This is a genomic window from Sphingobacterium sp. BS-2 (genome assembly GCF_046161205.1).
Classification (GTDB): Bacteria; Bacteroidota; Bacteroidia; order Sphingobacteriales; family Sphingobacteriaceae; genus Sphingobacterium; species Sphingobacterium mizutaii.
The window spans coordinates 246002-264099 of sequence record NZ_JBIXGO010000017.1; the positions used below are offsets into that span (position 1 = coordinate 246002).

At 41.7% G+C, this 18098-nt stretch carries 16 protein-coding genes and 1 riboswitch; of the genes, 7 read left to right on the forward strand and 9 right to left on the reverse strand.

Translation table 11 applies throughout. From position 1 onward, the window contains the following. Nucleotides 1-788: 788 nt before the first annotated feature. From ACK2WI_RS09880 to ACK2WI_RS09900, 5 genes are all read left to right on the forward strand, one after another. Entirely contained in the window at nucleotides 789-1886 is a 1098-nt protein-coding gene (locus tag ACK2WI_RS09880; protein WP_409150600.1) for a slipin family protein, read from the forward strand. 68 nt (nucleotides 1887-1954) lie between these two features. Continuing rightward, entirely contained in the window at nucleotides 1955-3376 is a 1422-nt protein-coding gene (locus ACK2WI_RS09885; RefSeq protein ID WP_409150602.1) for an RtcB family protein, read from the forward strand. Between the two features lie 200 nt (nucleotides 3377-3576). After that, entirely contained in the window at nucleotides 3577-6693 is a 3117-nt protein-coding gene (locus tag ACK2WI_RS09890; protein WP_409150604.1) for a SusC/RagA family TonB-linked outer membrane protein, read from the forward strand. A gap of 10 nt (nucleotides 6694-6703) precedes the next feature. Further along, a complete protein-coding gene (locus tag ACK2WI_RS09895) occupies nucleotides 6704-8455 on the forward strand; it encodes a RagB/SusD family nutrient uptake outer membrane protein (protein ID WP_409150605.1) in 1752 nt (583 codons plus the stop codon). Nucleotides 8456-8465: 10 nt separating this feature from the next. After that, nucleotides 8466-8879 carry a DUF4945 domain-containing protein gene (locus ACK2WI_RS09900; RefSeq protein ID WP_409150606.1) on the forward strand — a complete coding sequence of 138 codons (414 nt, stop codon included), beginning with the start codon at nucleotides 8466-8468 and terminating at the stop codon, nucleotides 8877-8879. Between the two features lie 96 nt (nucleotides 8880-8975). On the opposite strand, the gene ACK2WI_RS09905 is transcribed toward ACK2WI_RS09900, so the two are convergent. The 8 genes from ACK2WI_RS09905 to ACK2WI_RS09940 all read right to left on the reverse strand — a co-directional run bounded on the left by ACK2WI_RS09905 (nucleotide 8976) and on the right by ACK2WI_RS09940 (nucleotide 15863). Continuing rightward, nucleotides 8976-9680, reverse strand: coding sequence for a HesA/MoeB/ThiF family protein (locus ACK2WI_RS09905; RefSeq protein WP_409150607.1), 705 nt, complete (start codon nucleotides 9678-9680; stop codon nucleotides 8976-8978). Next, nucleotides 9673-10815 (reverse strand): 2-iminoacetate synthase ThiH, encoded by a 1143-nt coding sequence (gene thiH / locus ACK2WI_RS09910; RefSeq protein WP_409150608.1) that lies wholly within the window; start codon nucleotides 10813-10815, stop codon nucleotides 9673-9675. Before thiH ends, ACK2WI_RS09905 begins: the two co-directional genes overlap by 8 nt. Nucleotides 10816-10819: 4 nt before the next feature. Continuing rightward, nucleotides 10820-11587 carry a thiazole synthase gene (locus ACK2WI_RS09915; protein WP_093095203.1) on the reverse strand — a complete coding sequence of 256 codons (768 nt, stop codon included), beginning with the start codon at nucleotides 11585-11587 and terminating at the stop codon, nucleotides 10820-10822. Continuing rightward, nucleotides 11568-12236, reverse strand: a complete 669-nt coding sequence (thiE, locus tag ACK2WI_RS09920; protein ID WP_409150610.1) for a thiamine phosphate synthase — start codon at nucleotides 12234-12236, stop codon at nucleotides 11568-11570. Before thiE ends, ACK2WI_RS09915 begins: the two co-directional genes overlap by 20 nt. Further along, nucleotides 12215-12823, reverse strand: a complete 609-nt coding sequence (locus tag ACK2WI_RS09925; protein ID WP_312698004.1) for a thiamine phosphate synthase — start codon at nucleotides 12821-12823, stop codon at nucleotides 12215-12217. Before ACK2WI_RS09925 ends, thiE begins: the two co-directional genes overlap by 22 nt. Next, a complete protein-coding gene (thiC, locus tag ACK2WI_RS09930; protein WP_409150612.1) occupies nucleotides 12820-14631 on the reverse strand; it encodes a phosphomethylpyrimidine synthase ThiC in 1812 nt (603 codons plus the stop codon). The genes ACK2WI_RS09925 and thiC overlap by 4 nt, the downstream gene beginning before the upstream one ends. A 19-nt stretch (nucleotides 14632-14650) precedes the next feature. After that, nucleotides 14651-14857, reverse strand: a complete 207-nt coding sequence (thiS, locus tag ACK2WI_RS09935; protein WP_093095208.1) for a sulfur carrier protein ThiS — start codon at nucleotides 14855-14857, stop codon at nucleotides 14651-14653. Nucleotides 14858-14922: 65 nt separating this feature from the next. Further along, nucleotides 14923-15021: riboswitch (TPP riboswitch) on the reverse strand. A 101-nt stretch (nucleotides 15022-15122) separates the two neighbouring features. After that, complete coding sequence (locus tag ACK2WI_RS09940; protein ID WP_312698001.1) at nucleotides 15123-15863, reverse strand: hypothetical protein; 741 nt, start codon at nucleotides 15861-15863, stop codon at nucleotides 15123-15125. A gap of 219 nt (nucleotides 15864-16082) precedes the next feature. On the opposite strand from ACK2WI_RS09940, the gene ACK2WI_RS09945 reads away from it, so the two are divergent. Continuing rightward, nucleotides 16083-16949, forward strand: a complete 867-nt coding sequence (locus ACK2WI_RS09945; protein ID WP_313368625.1) for an EamA family transporter — start codon at nucleotides 16083-16085, stop codon at nucleotides 16947-16949. Between the two features lie 63 nt (nucleotides 16950-17012). Then, nucleotides 17013-17261, forward strand: a complete 249-nt coding sequence (locus ACK2WI_RS09950; protein ID WP_409150614.1) for a Rho termination factor — start codon at nucleotides 17013-17015, stop codon at nucleotides 17259-17261. Between the two features lie 11 nt (nucleotides 17262-17272). Here ACK2WI_RS09950 and ACK2WI_RS09955 read toward each other — a convergent pair whose 3' ends face one another. Next, a complete protein-coding gene (locus ACK2WI_RS09955; protein WP_093095211.1) occupies nucleotides 17273-18022 on the reverse strand; it encodes a DUF6882 domain-containing protein in 750 nt (249 codons plus the stop codon). Nucleotides 18023-18098 lie beyond the last annotated feature (76 nt).

The following is an 18098-nucleotide window of genomic DNA, read 5'->3' on the forward strand; positions in this document are numbered from 1 at the left end:
TATAAAGATAGTTAATAAAAGGTATCTGCGCAAAGTATCTGCGTAGTAATACGAATCCGTAAAAATATTATTTTAAAAATGTAAAATTATTGATTTGTAAATCAGGTTATTATCTATTTAATATTTAAAAATATGTAATTATTTTTTATTGCGCATTAGTACTGCGTAGTACCATGCACACCTTTGTATTGTCGGGTATGACAAATGTTCTTTGATTAAACAAGCGATAAGCTTTTTATACGATATATGTCCGAAAGGATATATAATCTGTAGAGATCAAATCGTAATCCTGGTGTCCTGTTTCTGTATGGCAGGCTAGTGCTTATCCGGTAGGATGGAGTATACTGATTATGAGATGGGTCTATGGGTTAATTGTTTGCAGTGCAGGTTCGAATCCTGCTCCTGGTTTCCAGGATAATTCAAATGGCTAGAATAACAAACCATTGGTTGAAATAGGACCAATAACATCCTCACACGATGCATTCCGTGGTAAAACACGCTGGACGAGTTTAGGTCTTCTCTAAAAAGATCAAAAGCTTATTGCCAATGGTTCGGTTGGAGGCATATAATGCCAAAAACAGTTGGAAAAGATCTTTGCAATTTTTTGCTAGACCTAGACCAAAGGAGAATTGTACTTGAAAGTCTGGAAGACCTGTTCTTCTTGGGCGGAAAGACAAGATCGCTGGATGGCCTAGGACTACCCTAAAGTTCCGGTCTGGACCAATGAACGGTTGGCAATAGCTTTTTAGGATTAAATGAATGAGTGTAGAAATTAAATAAATAAAAAAATGAAAAAGGTATTAATTAACAGAAACGAAGTAGGATTGATCATCAAAAACAATGCTGTGAAAAGGGTTGTGACTGAAGGGAAATACTGGTTAGGCTTTGGGGAGTCCCTAGAGCGCTATGATATGGCGGATCCATTCAAGGTTGCTCATCATCTAGATGTTTTGTTGACTATACCTGGATTTGAAGAATTGGTGGAAATCGTTGAGGTTTTGGACAATGAGATCGCTTTGATGTTCAAGAACAAGAACTTTGTAGGCTTATTGAATGCCGGAAGACATGTGTTCTGGAAAGGATTGGACGATTTGGAATTCCAAATCGAGAATATGGAAACCTTGGAGGTGCCAGCGAGCATCAACAAAGTTTATTTAAGGAAAGACTTGTTCAAAGCTTATGTGAGCAGATATCAGATTGAAGAGTTTCAAGGAGCTTTGCTTTTTGTGAATGGTAAGTTTGAGCGAGAATTGATGGCTGGCGAATACTTCTTCTGGAAAAATGCGGATGTGGTTCAGGTTTCCATCGTGGATAAAAGAGCCTTGTATATGGAGATTCCAGGTCAAGAGATCTTGACTAAGGACAAGGTTCAGATCCGATTGAATATCGGTTTCCAATATCAAGTTGAAGATATCAAGATGGCCTTGTTGGAAAACCAATCTTTTGAAAGTCATTTATATGTTTTGATGCAGATGATCGTGAGAACCTATGTATCTGACCAAACATTTGATGGATTGTTGGAGAATAAGGATGCGATCGCTAAGGTGATCTTGGAGGAAGCGAAAAGGTCGGTTCAGCGATTGGGAATTGAATTGATTTCCATGGGTATCAAGGATATTATCCTTCCGGGTGAAATCAAGGATATTATGAACCAAGTGTTGGTTGCTGAGAAGAAAGCTCAAGCGAACATCATTACCAGAAGGGAAGAAACGGCCTCGACAAGAAGTTTGTTGAATACCGCGAAGCTTTTGGAAGAGAATGCGATGTTGTTCCGATTGAAGGAAATGGAGTATGTGGAGAAGATTGCGGACAAGATCAATACGATTTCCGTTTCTGGAAACGGTCAGATCGTGGATCAATTGAAACAATTGTTCTTGAATAAATAGGAAGCCCTGCAGGGCAATAAGGCCCTGCAGATTTATTAAATGCTCATTATTTGTTAAATTAAAGAAAGATGGAAAATAAAAGAATAAATGGCAATGATTTAGTTGCCTTAGGATATAAAGAGAATTTAGCCATTGGTGTGGCGCTGAAGATCAATAAGAAGCGATTAGGCTTTACAAAGGAGGAAATGTTGGAGAAGTTCAAAGCAGTGTTGGATGATCCAAAAGCCTTTGCCGAAGACGCCATATTTTCACCGCTATCCTTTGCCCTGTTGAATATAGAAGAATTGGAGAAATACAATGTTCCCTTGAAAACGGAGGAGCTGCCGTATGAAGTATATGGCGCGGAGCATATTGAGGATGGCGCTATGAAACAAATGAAAACGGCGATGAAATTGCCTGTAACAGTTGCTGGTGCGCTGATGCCTGATGCTCACCAAGGCTATGGATTGCCTATTGGTGGCGTTTTGGGAACGAAAAATGCGGTCATTCCTTATGGTGTCGGTGTGGATATCGGTTGCCGTATGGCCCTTTCTATTTTTGATCTTCCGGCTAGCTATGTGGATACCCATCGTGACGAGCTGAAAAAGATCTTGCTGAAAACCACTCGATTTGGTGCTGGCAACGGTTTTTTGAAACATGAGCGCCTAGATCATGAGGTCTTTGAAAACGAGCAGTTTGAGGCCAACCCTTTTGTGAAGCAATTAAAGGATAAGGCTTGGATTCAGTTGGGATCTTCTGGTGGTGGAAATCACTTTGTGGAATTTGGGATCATGGAATTTAAGGAGACGGATCAGGAGTTGGGGATTCCAAAAGGGGAATATCTGGCTTTGTTGACGCATTCTGGTTCTCGAGGTTTGGGAGCAATGATTGCCAATCACTATACCAAATTGGCGATGCAGGTCTGTAAACTTCCTCATGAGGCGAAGCATTTGGGCTATTTCGACTTGGATTCTGCTGAAGGGCAAGAGTATTGGTTGGCCATGAACTTAGCGGGGGATTATGCATCGGCCTGTCATGGGGTGATCCATGAAAAGGTGCTTTCGGAATTGGGGGCCGTACGATTGACGAAGGTGGAAAACCACCATAACTTTGCATGGAAGGAGATGTGGAAAGGCGAGGAGCTGATCGTTCACCGAAAAGGTGCTACGCCAGCGGCAAAGGGTGTGATGGGGATTATCCCGGGATCGATGGCTGCACCTGGTTTCTTGGTCCGCGGTAGAGGGGAGGAAGAGGCTATCAATTCGGCTTCACATGGGGCTGGACGATTGATGAGCCGTACCCAAGCGATAAAGACCTTGTCCCGAAAGGATTTGAACAAGCGATTGGAGGATTTAGGGATCAGCTTGATCGGAGCTGATTTGGATGAAGCGCCAATGGCTTATAAGAACATCCATGAGGTCATGGATGCCCAAAAAGAATTGGTTGATGTCATTGCTTCATTTCATCCTAAGGTAGTCCGAATGGCTGACGATGGGTCCCGAGAGGATTAGTTCGAAATTTCCTGAGATTTTGTTACGGAAGAGTGTTCCAAATTAATTAAGAACTAAAATATTTTAAATTAATTTGGAACTTAATCGGTTAAGCACTAAACTTGTATTCATTATAAACTGAATTTCTAATTAATATTTTTTTTACTAAGTGCCAATAGTCTTGTTGTTACTTAGTTGCTTAATCGATTAAACTTATTGTTATGACTTATTTTTCATGGAAAAAACACCGAATATCGGGGCTCTTTGTCCTCTATTTTTGGTTCCAACTGCTGAGCATGGGAGAAGTACATGCTCAGGCAGGAATGCTAACTGGCCAAGTAATCGACAAGGAAGGCGTGCCTATCGTTGCGGCGACAGTGGCGGCACTTCCTACAGGGAAGAAAACAGCGACTGGAGAGAACGGGGAGTTTTCGCTAGAAATCGGGAGCAGTACCCAGATCAGGGTCACTGCCATTGGTTTTAAACGCCAGGATGTACCCATCGCTCAGGCGGGTAAAATTATTTTAGAAAAAGATGAATTAGGGGTAGAGGAAGTATTGGTAACGGGGTATATGACCCAGCGCAAGGCTGATCTGACGGGTGCGGTATCGGTCGTGAAGCGGGAAGATTTTGTCAACAACCCCAGTGCCAATGTGATGCGTTCCTTGCAAGGCAAAGTACCGGGGGTAAGGGTGACGACCGACGGGAACCCAGCAGAAAATGTAGGGATCCAGTTTAGAGGGATTACCTCCTTTAATTCTTCACCTCCATTGATCGTTTTGGATGGGCAACCGGTATCCATCAACCTAAGAGACATCAATCCAAATGATATTGAGAGCATACAGTTTTTGAAAGATGCCTCTTCAGCTTCCATTTATGGTTCTAGGGCAGCAGGTGGGGTTATTTTGGTAACGACCCGAAAAGGCATCAAGGGCAAAGCCAAGGTTACTTATGAAGCTTATGCTGCGGTGAATAACCCTGGGAATGTTCCGCAGATGTTGAATGCAGAGGAATATGGTAGGGCGCTGTGGCAAGCAACCGTCAATGATGGCGATGATCCAACGGCGGCTGTCAGGTATTACAATTATGATTGGACCGTAAATGCGCAAGGGATTCCGGTATTGAATTCCGTAAAACCAATTGAGTGGCTGAATGATGCCAAGACGATGCCTTCGGCAAATACCAATTGGTTCAACGAAGGGATGCGGACCGGTTTCCAACAAAATCATCAGGTATCCATTACTTCGGGGACCGAGAACTCCACTAGTTTCTTCTCGGTGAACTATTACAATAATGAAGGTACGCAGATCACATCCTTCTTCAGGAGATTGGCTGCACGGATGAACAATGAATACGAACTTTTTGATGGGAGAGTGAAAATAGGTGAGAACCTCACGCTGACCAATCTGAGGATGCGGGATGTCAACAGTACCTATGGTCTTTTGGTCATGCCGCCAAATATACCTGTTTATGCGAATGACGGCGCTTGGGGCGGTGTAGCAATGCCTTTGGGAATGGATGATTTTGCCAACCCAATTCGCGATATGGAATTGAACAAGGATAATACCGGTAATTTTTTGAAAGTGCTGGGTTCTGCCTATCTATCGGCAGAAATCATCCATAACCTGACCTTTAGGTCTCAGTTTGGAGTGGATTATAGCATGTGGTATGATCGGAAAATTGACAAGAAATGGCAAGAGGCAGGGGGTAAAGCTGGGACTATCAATGGGGTAAGCCAGAATAACTGGCATGACTTGGGGCAGACCTGGACCAATACCTTATTGTACAATATCGCTACTGGAGAGCATCACTTGGATGTGTTGGTGGGTATTGAGGCCTTTAAATTCTTGAATGAAAGCATGAGTGGATATCGTTCCGGACTGCTTTTGGAGGACCGCGATTATGCCTATTTATCTACCGCCACTGGCGAGCAAAGGACATTTAATGGAGGAGGAAATGAAAGGACCATGCTTTCTTATTTTTCAAAAGCTAACTATGTTTTTGCAGATAAATACTTGGCTTCGGTTACTTTCCGTCGGGACGGTTCTTCGGTCTTTGGCAAGAATTATCGTTTCGGAAATTTCCCTTCCTTCTCAGTCGGCTGGAGGATGAAGAACGAGGAATTCATGAAGGATGTGGCCTGGATAGACGATTTGAAGTTTAGAGCAAGCTGGGGTCAAAATGGTAATTCGGAACCCTTGAATTCAGGCAAGCTAGTGAATATTTATGTGACCGACATCAATGGTACTTCTTATGCCATCGGTGGAAATGAGACCGGTAATATCCCTTCTGGATTCCGTAGGGCTAGTCTCGGTAATCCTGACTTGAAATGGGAGACTACGACACAAACCAATGTCGGAGTAGATTTCACTTTTTTACAGAATAGGTTGTATGGCTCCTTGGATTGGTTCAACAAGAAAACCACAGGGATGCTGTTTGAGCCGCCATATATAGCGGCATTGGGCGAAGGTGGATATCGCTGGATCAATTCTGCAAACATGACCAATAAAGGAATCGAAGCCCAATTGACTTGGGCAGTGAGCAAAGATGATTTCAGGTATGCGGTATCCGGAAATATATCGACCTATAAACATCAGGTTAATTCCTTGCCGGAGAACGTGAAGTATGCCTTTGGTGGAAATGGATTGCTGGACAATATTGTTGGGAGGCCATTGAATTCGATGTATGGACTGGTTGCTGATGGAATCTATAAATCGCAAGAGGAGGTGGATAACGGTCCGATTCAGCCGGGTAAAGGCGTGGGAAGGATCCGTTATAAGGATTTGGATGGTGATGGGGTGATCAATGAGGTTTTTGATAGGACCTGGATCGGGGTGAGTGATCCGAAATTGGCGGCAGGATTGAACTTTGAAGCTGCTTATAAGAATTTTGACTTTAGCTTTTTCTTGCAGGGTGTATTTGGGAATTCGGTTCGGAATTCCTGGAAGGAGCTGAGCGATTTCTGGAATATTGGTGTCCAAAATGACCGAAATCACCCCAGTAGGATTTTGGATGCTTGGTCGCCGACTAATCCGGATTCAGATATTCCAGCCTTGTCAAGGCGGGATGCCAATGGAGAAAGGCGCTTCTCGAGTTATTTCGTTGAGGATGGTTCCTATGTCAAGCTGAGAAATCTGAACATTGGTTATACGCTTCCGACTTCGGTAGTGGAGAAAATCAAATTGAGTAACCTGAGGTTCTATGTCACTGCGCAGAACTTATTTGCCATCAAGAAAACATGGGGTGAGGATAAATTCACGGGTATGGACCCTGAAAACCCAGGAACGGGTTATCCTATGCCACTCTCTTTGTATTTCGGATTAAATGTTTCATTCTAAACTTCTTGTCATGAAAAAAATAAAATCTATAATATCAGTTTTAATGACGCTCTTTTTGTTTTCTTCCTGTTCAGATTTTTTGGAAGTGAAACCTAAAGGGGTCTTATCCGAAGAGCAGGTTTCAAAACCTGAGCTTATCGATAATTTTGTGGTAGCAGCCTATGCTTCCATGCCGGGCTTGGGATATGGGACGACGCATGCTCCATGGATCCAAAGTGTCCGTTCTGATGATGCTTACAAAGGTGGAGGAGGATTGGGTGACCAAGCTCCATGGTACGAAATGGAAATCTTTACAGCAGTAACCTCCAATATCGGGAATAATGATGGTCCTTGGTACTTGGGTTATGTGGGCATCAGCCGGTGTAATACAGCAATTCGTCTCTTGAATGAGATCGATCCTGCAGCTTATGAGCAAAGGGATTCCAGGATTGCAGAGATGAAATTTTTAAGGAGTTGGATCTATTTGGGGATGAAGTTGCGCTGGAAATATATCCCTTTTATTGACGAAACGGTGCCTAATGATGCGGTGGTCGTTGAAGGAATCTCTAATCGACCTGATTCGATGAAGAATGACCTGGGTTTATGGGATAGGATCATAAAGGATTTTGAGGATGCGGCGAAAGTGCTTCCAGAAACCCAAACTGATAAAGGAAGGCCTACCCGTTATGCGGCGCATGCCTTTGCAGCTAAAGCTTTGCTATTTAGAGCGTATGAGCAGAATGATCAGCATAAGGTTGTCAATATCAATAAACAGACCCTTCAACGTTCTCTTGATCATATCAATACAATTATGACTAAGGATAAAAGTCAGTTTGATCTAGAGCCTGATTTTGCCAATAATTTCTTGCCGGAGTTTGATAATGCCACCAAGGAATCGCTATGGGAAATCCAATATTCCATTGATGATGGGACTACAGATGGTCGTGTGAACCGAGGGGATGAGCTGAATGCGCCTTGGTGGTCGCCATATTTCAGTTGCTGTGATTTCCATAAGGTTTCTTATACCATGATCAATGCCTTTAAGACTGATAAGACTGGGGTTCCTGATTTTGATAATTACAATCAGACGGAATTCAAAGGGGATAAGTACAAGGATTACTTTAAACAGCATTCTTTTGATCCACGCTTAGGTCATACGGCAGCAATACCTGGCTATCCTTGGAAGTATAACAATGCGATTCTTTATCAAGAGTCGGGCTCTAGAGCACCATTTCAATATGGCTTTTTCAATTCGATGAAAGAGCAGGTGGATCCAAATTGTAACTGTCTGTTCAAGCCATTCTATATCTATAATTCGATGAACAAAAAAGAGATCAGGTATGCTGAGGTTTTACTCTGGAAGGCCGAAATACTGATGAAGCAGGGACAGCTGCAGGAATCCTTGAACCTGGTGAACAGGATTAGGGCTAGGGCTGCCACGAGCCTTAACCGATTAAAAAAAGCTGATGGAACCTTATGGATGGACTATAAGATTGAGGAGTATAAACCTGGAGTAAACTTTACCCTAAACAAGGAAAACCTGAAAAAGGCTATTATTTGGGAAAACAGGTTAGAGCTAGCCAATGAGGGTAGGAGGTTTTTTGATTTGCTCCGTTGGGGTTTACTTTCTGAAACCATGAATGCTTTTATCAATAAGGAGAAGGGAAGATTTGATTGGTACAATCAAGGTCGTTTTGTTGCTGGAAGGGATGAATATTTGCCGATTCCGCAACAGCAGATGAACTGGTCCAAAGGTTCCTATAAACAGAATCCTGGTTATTAAGAAATAAGTTATGAAAAGATATATCTTAGGCATCCTGCTCGTATTGAGCATCTGCGCATGCCGAAAAAATGATTATGAAATGAAGGAAGGTCCAAGCCTCCCGACGGTACAGAATTTAAAGTCTGAAGCGGCAGGAACCAATAAGGTTCGATTGACTTGGCAAATTCCGCAACAGATTCCTGCTGAAATTGAAAGGCCCCTTAAAGTGGCTTTGGAAGTGAATAAGGTGATCGGACCTACCAAGCACATCACGGTTTTCAACCATACGATTGAGGAAGAAGCCACATCTTTTGTTTTTGATATTCCAGAGGAAGCAGGCGAATACCATGTTGTGGTGCGATTAAATGGACAAACCAAGTTGCAAGATCCCAATTATTCGAGGAATGTATTTTCCTTGGGGCAGACTGTGGTTTTAAAGAAGTAGTTGAGTTTAAGTTAGGTTATATTAGTTTAGGACAAGGTTAGGCAGGGTTTTACCTGCCTACCTGTTCTTAATTAATTGTCACACTAATTACTGTCTTTAATATCTGAGTTGGTTAAAGTTCCAATTTTTGCTATCGATAATGGTCAGTTGATTGAAAGGTACATTGATTCCAAGGATGACTTTCAGAGTTAGCATCGCCATCATGGTCCCCGTGATACCAGCTAATGCACCCAATACTCCAAATTGGTCGCAGTTCTGCACATCCTCCGGATTGGGAGGACTTGGGAATATATCCCTTAAGTTTTTGCTGCCCTCATAATTGAAAACAGCTACCTGACCTTCGAAGGAGAATATGCTTCCATATACGAGGGTTTTACCCATTTTGATACAGTGGTCATTTACTAAATACCGAGTTTCGAAATTGTCTGAACCATCCACGATGATGTCATATTCAGAAAGGATGTTTTCGATGTTATCGGTTGTGAGTTTTTCGTTTATTGGGGTGAAAGAAATTCCCGAATTGAGTTGTTGGACAAAAGAGGCTGCACTTTCGACCTTAGGTTGCCCAATGAAAGCCTCTTGGTGGATGATTTGTCGGTTTAAATTATGGATTTCAAGTAAATCAAAGTCAATTACTGCCAAATTTCCTACACCTGCAGCCGCCAAGTATTGAAGAACTGGCGAGCCCAATCCACCTGCACCAATCACGAGAACTCTTGAATTTCCGATTTTCCGTTGGCCTTCAATGGAAACTTCCTCCATAAATATTTGTCTACTATAGCGGCTGAATTCTTTATCCATGGCTGACATTTGAAGGACTGAAATTCTCAGAAAAACAAGAATCCCAATCTTTCATGACTGGGTCATATCCTTTGGCTTTTATCCTGTTTTTAATTTCTTCCATACTTCGCTCATCAGAAATCTCAAATTGTTCCAGTGATTGTGGATCAACAGCATATCCACCTGGATTAGTCTTTGAAGCAGCACTCATGGTTGTTGCTCCCAAAGCGATGACATGGTCCCTGAAGTTTTCGCTTTCGCGAGTAGAGATCGATATCTCTAGGTCTGGATTCCAGATTCGATAGGCGCAGATCAATTGTAATAAATGGCGATCCTCCATAACAAAGTTAGGTTCAATGATGCCTTCAGCTGGTCGCAAGCGAGGAAATGAAACGGAGTATTTCGTTTTCCAATAGCGTTGCTGTAAGTAATCCAAATGAACTGCATTGAAGAAGCTGTCGATTCTCCAGTCTTCCAAACCTAATAATACTCCTAATCCGATTTTATGGATTCCTGCTGAACCAATGCGGTCTGGTGTTTCTAACCGGAAGTTGAAATTGGACTTTTTACCTTTTGGATGATATACTTTATAAACCTCTTCATGATAAGTTTCTTGATAAACCAACACGGAATGCACGCCTGCTTGATGGAGCATCAGGTACTCTTCTTCGGATAAGGGTTGGACCTCAATGGAAATATTAGAAAAGAATGGTTTCAATAAGCTGATGGCATTCAGGAAATATTGGATTTCCACGGTCTTATTTGCTTCTCCAGATACTAATAAGACATGGTTTATGCCCATATCCTTTAATGCCATTGCTTCCAAGATAATTTCAGAATTGCTCAAGGTCCTTCGCTTTATTTTGTTATCCATACTGAATCCACAGTAAGTACAAATATTCTGGCATTCATTACTGAGGTATAGCGGCGCATAGAGTTGGATGGTCTTGCCAAAACGCTGTTGCGTGAGCTGATTGCTCAGCTGTGCCATCTGTTCCAAGAAAGGTTCTGCAGCAGGAGATATCAAATTAAGAAAGTCGATGACCGACCTTTTAGGTCTATTTAGTGATGCTTCAACATCCGATGTTCTGCAATTTTCAAGTAGCTTTTTGATCTCTTTCCAATCGTATTGGTTTAAGGTTTCTTTGATGTCCATTTTGTTATTTATCCATTAAGAAGCTAGTTAGTGGAGAAGATGGATTCGCATTGTAGCTTTTACTCGCCAATCCGGACTCATAAGCCATTCTACCCGCAATAACAGCCAATCTAAACGCTTCCGCCATCTTAATAGGATTAGAAGCTGTAGCAATAGCCGTATTCACCAATACGGCATCTGCACCGATTTCCATTGCCTGTGCGGCATCAGAAGGTGTGCCTATTCCAGCATCAACGACAACAGGTACTCGGCTCTGCTCGATGATGATCTCTAAAAAGTCAATGGTTTTTAATCCCTTATTACTACCAATCGGAGAGCCCAAAGGCATGACCACAGAGCTGCCGGCATCTTCCAATTTTTTACATAAAACAGGGTCCGCATGAATATAAGGCATGATGATAAAGCCTTGCTTTGCCAATGCTTCCGTGGCTATCAACGTTTCTATCGGATCCGGCATCAGATATCGTGGGTCAGGATGGATTTCCAATTTGATCCAATTGGTTTCAAATGCCTCTCTCGCTAGTTGGGCTGCAAAGATCGCTTCTTTTGCATTTCTTGCTCCCGAGGTATTGGGGAGAAGATCCACTTGAGGTAATGACAAAGAATTCAGTAAAGTGTCCTCTTCGGATTGGTGATCCACCCTTTTTAAAGCCAAGGTCACCAATTCAGTTTGTGAAACTAAGATAGCTTCCTCCATTTGAGAGAGGTCACCAAACTTTCCAGATCCTAAGAAAAGTCTGGATTGAAATGTTTTATCTGCTATTTTCAACATAATCTTGAATATAAAATTGATTCATTCTTGAGGCTGCAGAAGGATCATTCTGAATGAGGCTGGATACAGCCACACCATAAACTCCTGCAAGCAGTAATTCCTGTAAATCTTGCTCTATTATCCCTCCAATAGCATAAATTGGGGGGTATGGGATATTTTTCACATTTAGTCTATTGATGATTTCACTGTATCCTGAGAAACCTAAGACCGGACTGAGCTTCTGTTTTGTAGAAGTAAATCTTAATGGCCCTAGCCCGATGTAATCACATCCTTCTTGGCTCCTTTGCAGAACATCCTGAAAGTTGTTAGCCGTCCCACCAATGATCTTTTCATTACCTAGCATTGCGCGAGCTGTTTGAATGGACTCATCGTCCAGCCCAAGGTGTATTCCATCTGCATCGAGGTCTTTTGCCAGTTGCAAATGATCATTGATGATAAAGGTTGAATTATAGCTTTCACTGCGTTTTCGAGTTGATTCAGCTAGTTGATAAAGCTCCTTCTCAGAACCATGTTTCCACCTGAGCTGTATCCAATTTATGCCTGAGTCCAAGGCATTACTGATGTTTCGCTCCTGTTCGGAGAAAGTCAACCCATCAGAAATGTATTGTATTCGACTTAAGTTTACTTTCATTGCTGTTCCGCCTTCCATAATGCTAGTTTTTTATTACAAGTGATCAAATAATCAGTCGGATCGATCTGATTCCAAATAGAACCTAACAATGCAATTCCATTAGATCCTTTTGCTAATACTCGTTCCATATTTTGATACTCAATGCCACCCAAGCCAATTAAGTCCACGTTCGCATTGTCCTTAAGTTCAATATCCTCAAATACACTATTCTCCACACCATGTCCAGGCTTTGAGATACTCTGGAATATGGGACTTAAAAATGCATAAGACCAGGTCTTTTTCAACTCATTGAACTCTTGGATGGAATGTGTAGAAGTTGAAAGCCTGAAATTTCCATTAAACTCCATTTGCTTTTCCCGCATGCGGTCATAACTATTGAAGTGCAAGCGTTCAATATCAGTAAACTCGCTGGCAAGATGATGGTGGGAGTGGAGCACAATTTTTCTTCGTTGACAAACATCAATATTGTCCAAATACTCCAAAGCAAGTTCATCCGAAGATCCGTATTTACGGAAATGGAAGAGCTCTAGACCATTGTCCAACATGTTGTTGACATGAAGAGGCTCATTCGGATAATTGCTGTTTGGAGAGACTACTATGATCATAAGTATATTTCTTTTCCGCTTTCAATAAATTCCTTCGATTTTTCCAACATCCCTTCCTCGGTCGCTTCCCTGATCTCTTGGGTAATTTTCATTGAACAGAATTTAGGACCACACATCGAACAGAAATGGGCCACCTTTGCAGCATCAGCAGGTAAGGTCTCATCATGAAATTCCCTAGCGGTATCTGGATCCAAGGAAAGATTAAATTGATCTTCCCATCTGAATTCAAACCTTGCTTTGCTCAACGCATTATCCCTGTATTGGGCTCCCGGATGTCCTTTCGCTAAATCAGCAGCGTGGGCAGCAAGTTTATAGGTGATTACACCATCCTTAACGTCTTTTTTGTTAGGCAGTCCTAAATGCTCTTTCGGAGTCACATAGCACAGCATTGCGCAGCCGTACCAACCGATCATAGCAGCGCCGATGGCAGAGGTGATATGGTCATATCCTGGTGCAATATCAGTTGTGAGAGGGCCTAAAGTATAGAATGGGGCCTCATCACACTCTTCCAATTGCTTTTCCATGTTCTCTTTGATCATGTGCATAGGAACGTGTCCTGGCCCTTCGATCATGACCTGGACATCATGCTTCCAAGCTATTTTGGTGAGTTCGCCAAGGGTTTCCAGCTCTGCAAATTGAGCCGCATCATTGGCATCCGCAATAGAACCCGGTCTAAGCCCATCACCTAAAGAAAAGGCAACATCGTATTGTTTCATGATTTCGCAGATTTCCTCAAAATGCGTATACAAGAAGTTTTCCTTATGATGGTACAAGCACCATTTTGCCATGATAGAACCACCTCTAGAAACTATCCCTGTCACCCTTTTTGCCGTTAAATGGATATACCTCAACAAAACACCTGCATGGATGGTAAAGTAAGATACCCCTTGTTCAGCCTGTTCAATCAACGTATCTTTAAAAATCTCCCAAGTCAAATCCTCAGGAACTCCCTTTACCTTTTCCAAAGCCTGGTATATCGGCACCGTTCCGATTGGAACAGGAGAATTTCTAATTATCCACTCGCGGGTTTCATGTATGTTCTTACCAGTCGAAAGGTCCATGATGGTGTCAGCACCCCAACGGCATGCCCAAACTGCTTTTTCAACTTCCTCCTCAATACTTGAACTGACAGCACTATTACCGATGTTAGCATTGATCTTCACTAAGAAGTTTCGCCCAATGATCATTGGCTCACTTTCAGGATGGTTGATGTTATTGGGGATAATGGCCCTTCCTGCGGCTATTTCATCCCGTACAAACTCTGGCGTAATTAATTTCGGCGTATTGGCACCAAAACTTTCGCCTTTATGTTGATCAGCCATTCCTTTTGTAGCGGCCTGCAATTGTTCTATTCTTTGATTCTCGCGAATGGCAACATATTCCATTTCCGCTGTGATGATCCCTTTTTTAGCATAGTGTAACTGGGTTACATTTTGTCCTACAGCAGCTCTTTTGGGTCTATGGTTGTAAGCGAAGCGCAAATCATCTAAACTCGAGTCATGTAATCTTTTCTGTCCATACGCTGAACTGATGCCCTCTAAAATTTCGACATCATTTCTATCTAGAATCCACTGATCCCTGATCCTTTCCAATCCTTTTCGGATATCGATTTCACAGCTCACATCCGTATAAGGACCCGAAGTATCATAGATCGTAACTGCTGGATTTATTTCCAAACCACCATTGCTCAATTTAGTTGGGCTTAGGGAAATTTCCCGCATCGCAACTTGGATGGGATGAAGGTTTCCTGGAATAAATACCTTTTTGGAATTTGGAAAAGGATGGGTCGTAATCTTTTGCTCTGTCATGTCTTCAAAAATTTAAGGGTTATCCGCCTTGAGTTGCGGTTATGATTAGGATAGAATCGTTATCAGTCAATAAGGTATCAGCCCAATTGTTCCTTGGGATGACTTGGTAGTTTAGCGCAATAGCAACACCTTTGGTCTTGCCTTTCAGCTCCAATTCCATTAATTCCTCCAAGCTCAAAGGAGACTTCTTGTACTGTTTCGTCTGATTATTGATAATAAGTAGCATTCCTGAATTATTATTTAAGCATTAATGCTTTAGGAATATCTACTCTAAGTGCAGGACGCACCCATGAATGATATTTTACTTTTCCCTACGCTAGTATGATCTAGATCAGGTTGTAAGGGTAAAATCTCAGCCTGCATTTAACGCAGACACCCCTAAAGCATTGGCAAGTTAGCTAAACGAGTTAACTAAAAGAAATTATTTGTGATTTTTATATAAATATGCATTTGAATCTTTACCGAAAAGAAACTCCGTCTAAAGCCCTAAACTACTTTAGAATCAATCTTTCAGCATCATTCTTTTCCTTAAATTCTTTGTAATATTTTTTGACATACACATGCAAGTCATACGTGGTCCAATATTGGGCGACCTCAAAGTCGGGACGGTATGCGACCATAAAGAGCTCTAGCTCTTCATCTTCCATGGGAATGATATCGCTGATGGTTGCCTTATTGAAGATCTGGTCAACCTCCATATTATGGATCTCCTGCTGCATAAACTCCTCAAATCTTCTGGCATTCCGGCCTGCTTTGCTGAATTTTTCATAGAAATAAGTAATGGTAGGCATACCAAAAGGCAAGAGCAGCTGCCAAGGAGGGTTCCCTGAATAGTATAAACCACCTTTTACATTGAGATCATTTTTCATGCTTTGCAGCTCTTTCAGCTTTGCTGCCTTTGTGTTCCCCATAACCACGACCTCATCAATCACAATGGCTTTTTTCTGCAGAAAAACATTTTCTTCAAGCTCTTCCGCCAAGATGCTGAACCGGTTCCAGTGGGGATGTACAAAGGTAATGCTATCAGAAGGGCGAGCATCAATTCCAAAAGAACCATCAAAATCCGAACGTAGCATCTGTTTGGTTCTTTGATTCATGACATCCACATTCTTGATCAGCAAAGTACTGTCGCTCGAATAGATAGTTCCGGTATATCTCTTTTGGGCTTGGGAAAAGGCCACCAAACTATATAGAAATAAAAGAAAGGAGATAATAATCGGTTTTAATGCCATTGCTTTGTGATTAAGCGTTCATTTTCTTTAGATGAAAATAAATCATCCAGTCTAATTTACTAAATCTAAAAGCTTTGTGTCGTAGCGATAACTATATTTAACATTTTGATTAAGATTATTAAATATGGAAACTCTTTAGCTAATTAATTGTCAACAATCGCCTGCTTTTTATAAAATGAAAGGCTATTTTTGGAGTCAATTTAAAAGTATCGATTGACCATGTCAGCCAAAATTCGAAATACCAATGTTGCTGTTGCTGCAGCGATATTTTCCATGATTTGTGTGCAAGGAGGAGCATCATTTGCAAAACAGTTGTTTCCAGCCATCGGTCCAATCGCTACTACGACCTTGAGGATAGGCTTATCGGCCATCCTCCTTTATGCCATCAATAGGCCAAAACTACATACCTTCAATAAACAACAATGGTTTTACTGTGGCTTATACGGAGTAGGGATCGCGGTCATGAACCTCATTTTCTATATGGCCATCCAAAGGATTCCTTTGGGTTTAGGGGTTACCATTGAATTCGTAGGGCCATTGTTCCTTGCCTTCGCTTTATCTAAAAAATGGACCGATGTCATTTGGGCCTTACTGGCATTGACTGGGATTTTATTGATCGTTCCTTGGAAAAGCAATGGAATAGATCCATTAGGATTAGGCTTAGCCTTATTAGCCGGCGTATTTTGGGCGGTATATATCCTGATGGGAGCCAAACTTTCCAAAGTGATGGAAGGCAAACAGGCCGTTACCACCGGAATGATGATCGCAACGGTTTTTATCCTGCCATTTGCCTTGATGGATGGTGCGATATTGCATATCAATATGGGTCAGTTTTCTATAGGACTTCTCGTAGCCATATTATCCTCGGCATTACCGTTTTCACTAGACATGATGGCCTTGGGAAGGTTGCCAGCCAAGACCTTCAGCATCCTCACCAGTCTTCAGCCAGCTTTTGGGGCACTTTCAGGATTGATATTCCTGCAAGAATACCTTAGTATCAATCAATGGATCTCGGTCTTGTGCGTGGTGCTGGCAAGTATTGGAACTACCATTTTTTCTCGGAAAAAGGAAAATCTCGAACTATAATTAAAAAAATCCAACCAATCGTGCCATGATATGTTCAATGGGTATAAACAAATTTTCAATATTATGCCCAGAACAAAAACACCACAGATAAAAAAGCCAAAAACTTACGACGCTTTGGTAGACAAGGGGATGAGTAAAGAAAAAGCTGCTCGGATTTCCAATGCGCAAGCCGCTGGAACCATCGATCAAAACTCTAAAAAACTAGAAGACAGGTCTAAAGCAGATTTGCTAGCAGAAGCTAAAGAAATCGGGATAAAAAACCGACACAACATGAACAAAGACCAACTCATCAAAGAAATCAGAGGGCATTAATTGTCCTCTTTTTATCCGCCCAGATGGACTATGCGATTTAGCGAATCCAAGGTCGCCCTGCATTTATCATTCCCTTTCGTGCCAACAATTTGATTTTCGCTCTCATCAATTTCGTATCCTTTGCTTTTTAGATAATGGGTCAAGGTATTCTTATGGTCCACCTCGAAGTTAGAGATAACTTGAGGGAAGGTGGTGAATATCCGATGATGATTATCTTTTCTGTTATTTTGGATTGTATCAGATTTGACGGTCATCAGCATGATTCCACTACCATAGTCTGCTAGGTAATAGGCATCAGCATCAAACATGCCCACTGCGATCAAACCTAATCGGTGCAATTCATCCTGTTTTATTGGGAATTCAGGCGTTCTCAGCTGATCTATCTTATTCTTTACTCCATACTCTTTTAATATTTTCGCATCTTCAAGAAGGCTTTCTGGCAAATTGGATTGACTATTTGCCCAAGACCATAGCCAAGTATTAACCGAATAAGAAAAGCTGCCGATTATCTGCAAAGGAAATTCAAATCCTTCACCAAAAGAAATCGTCCCACGGGTCAAATCTGCATCCCAACTCTTGTCTTCTATCAATTCTGTAAAGTCTAGCTGCTTTTCAAAACCATAAGCTGCGTAACTTTCAAATAATTCTTTTTCTGTTTTTATCGGTTCAATGATTGGGGATTCATTGACGGTCGGTTGTTCTTTAATTTCATTTTCTTTTTTAGGTGCAGGTTTTCCAAATAACCTATTTAAAAATCCCATATTGTATGTCTTTACTGAGTTAGTTTATTTTGATGTTTTAAGTTAGCAAAGGCAAGGTGAATTCCATAATCAGGAT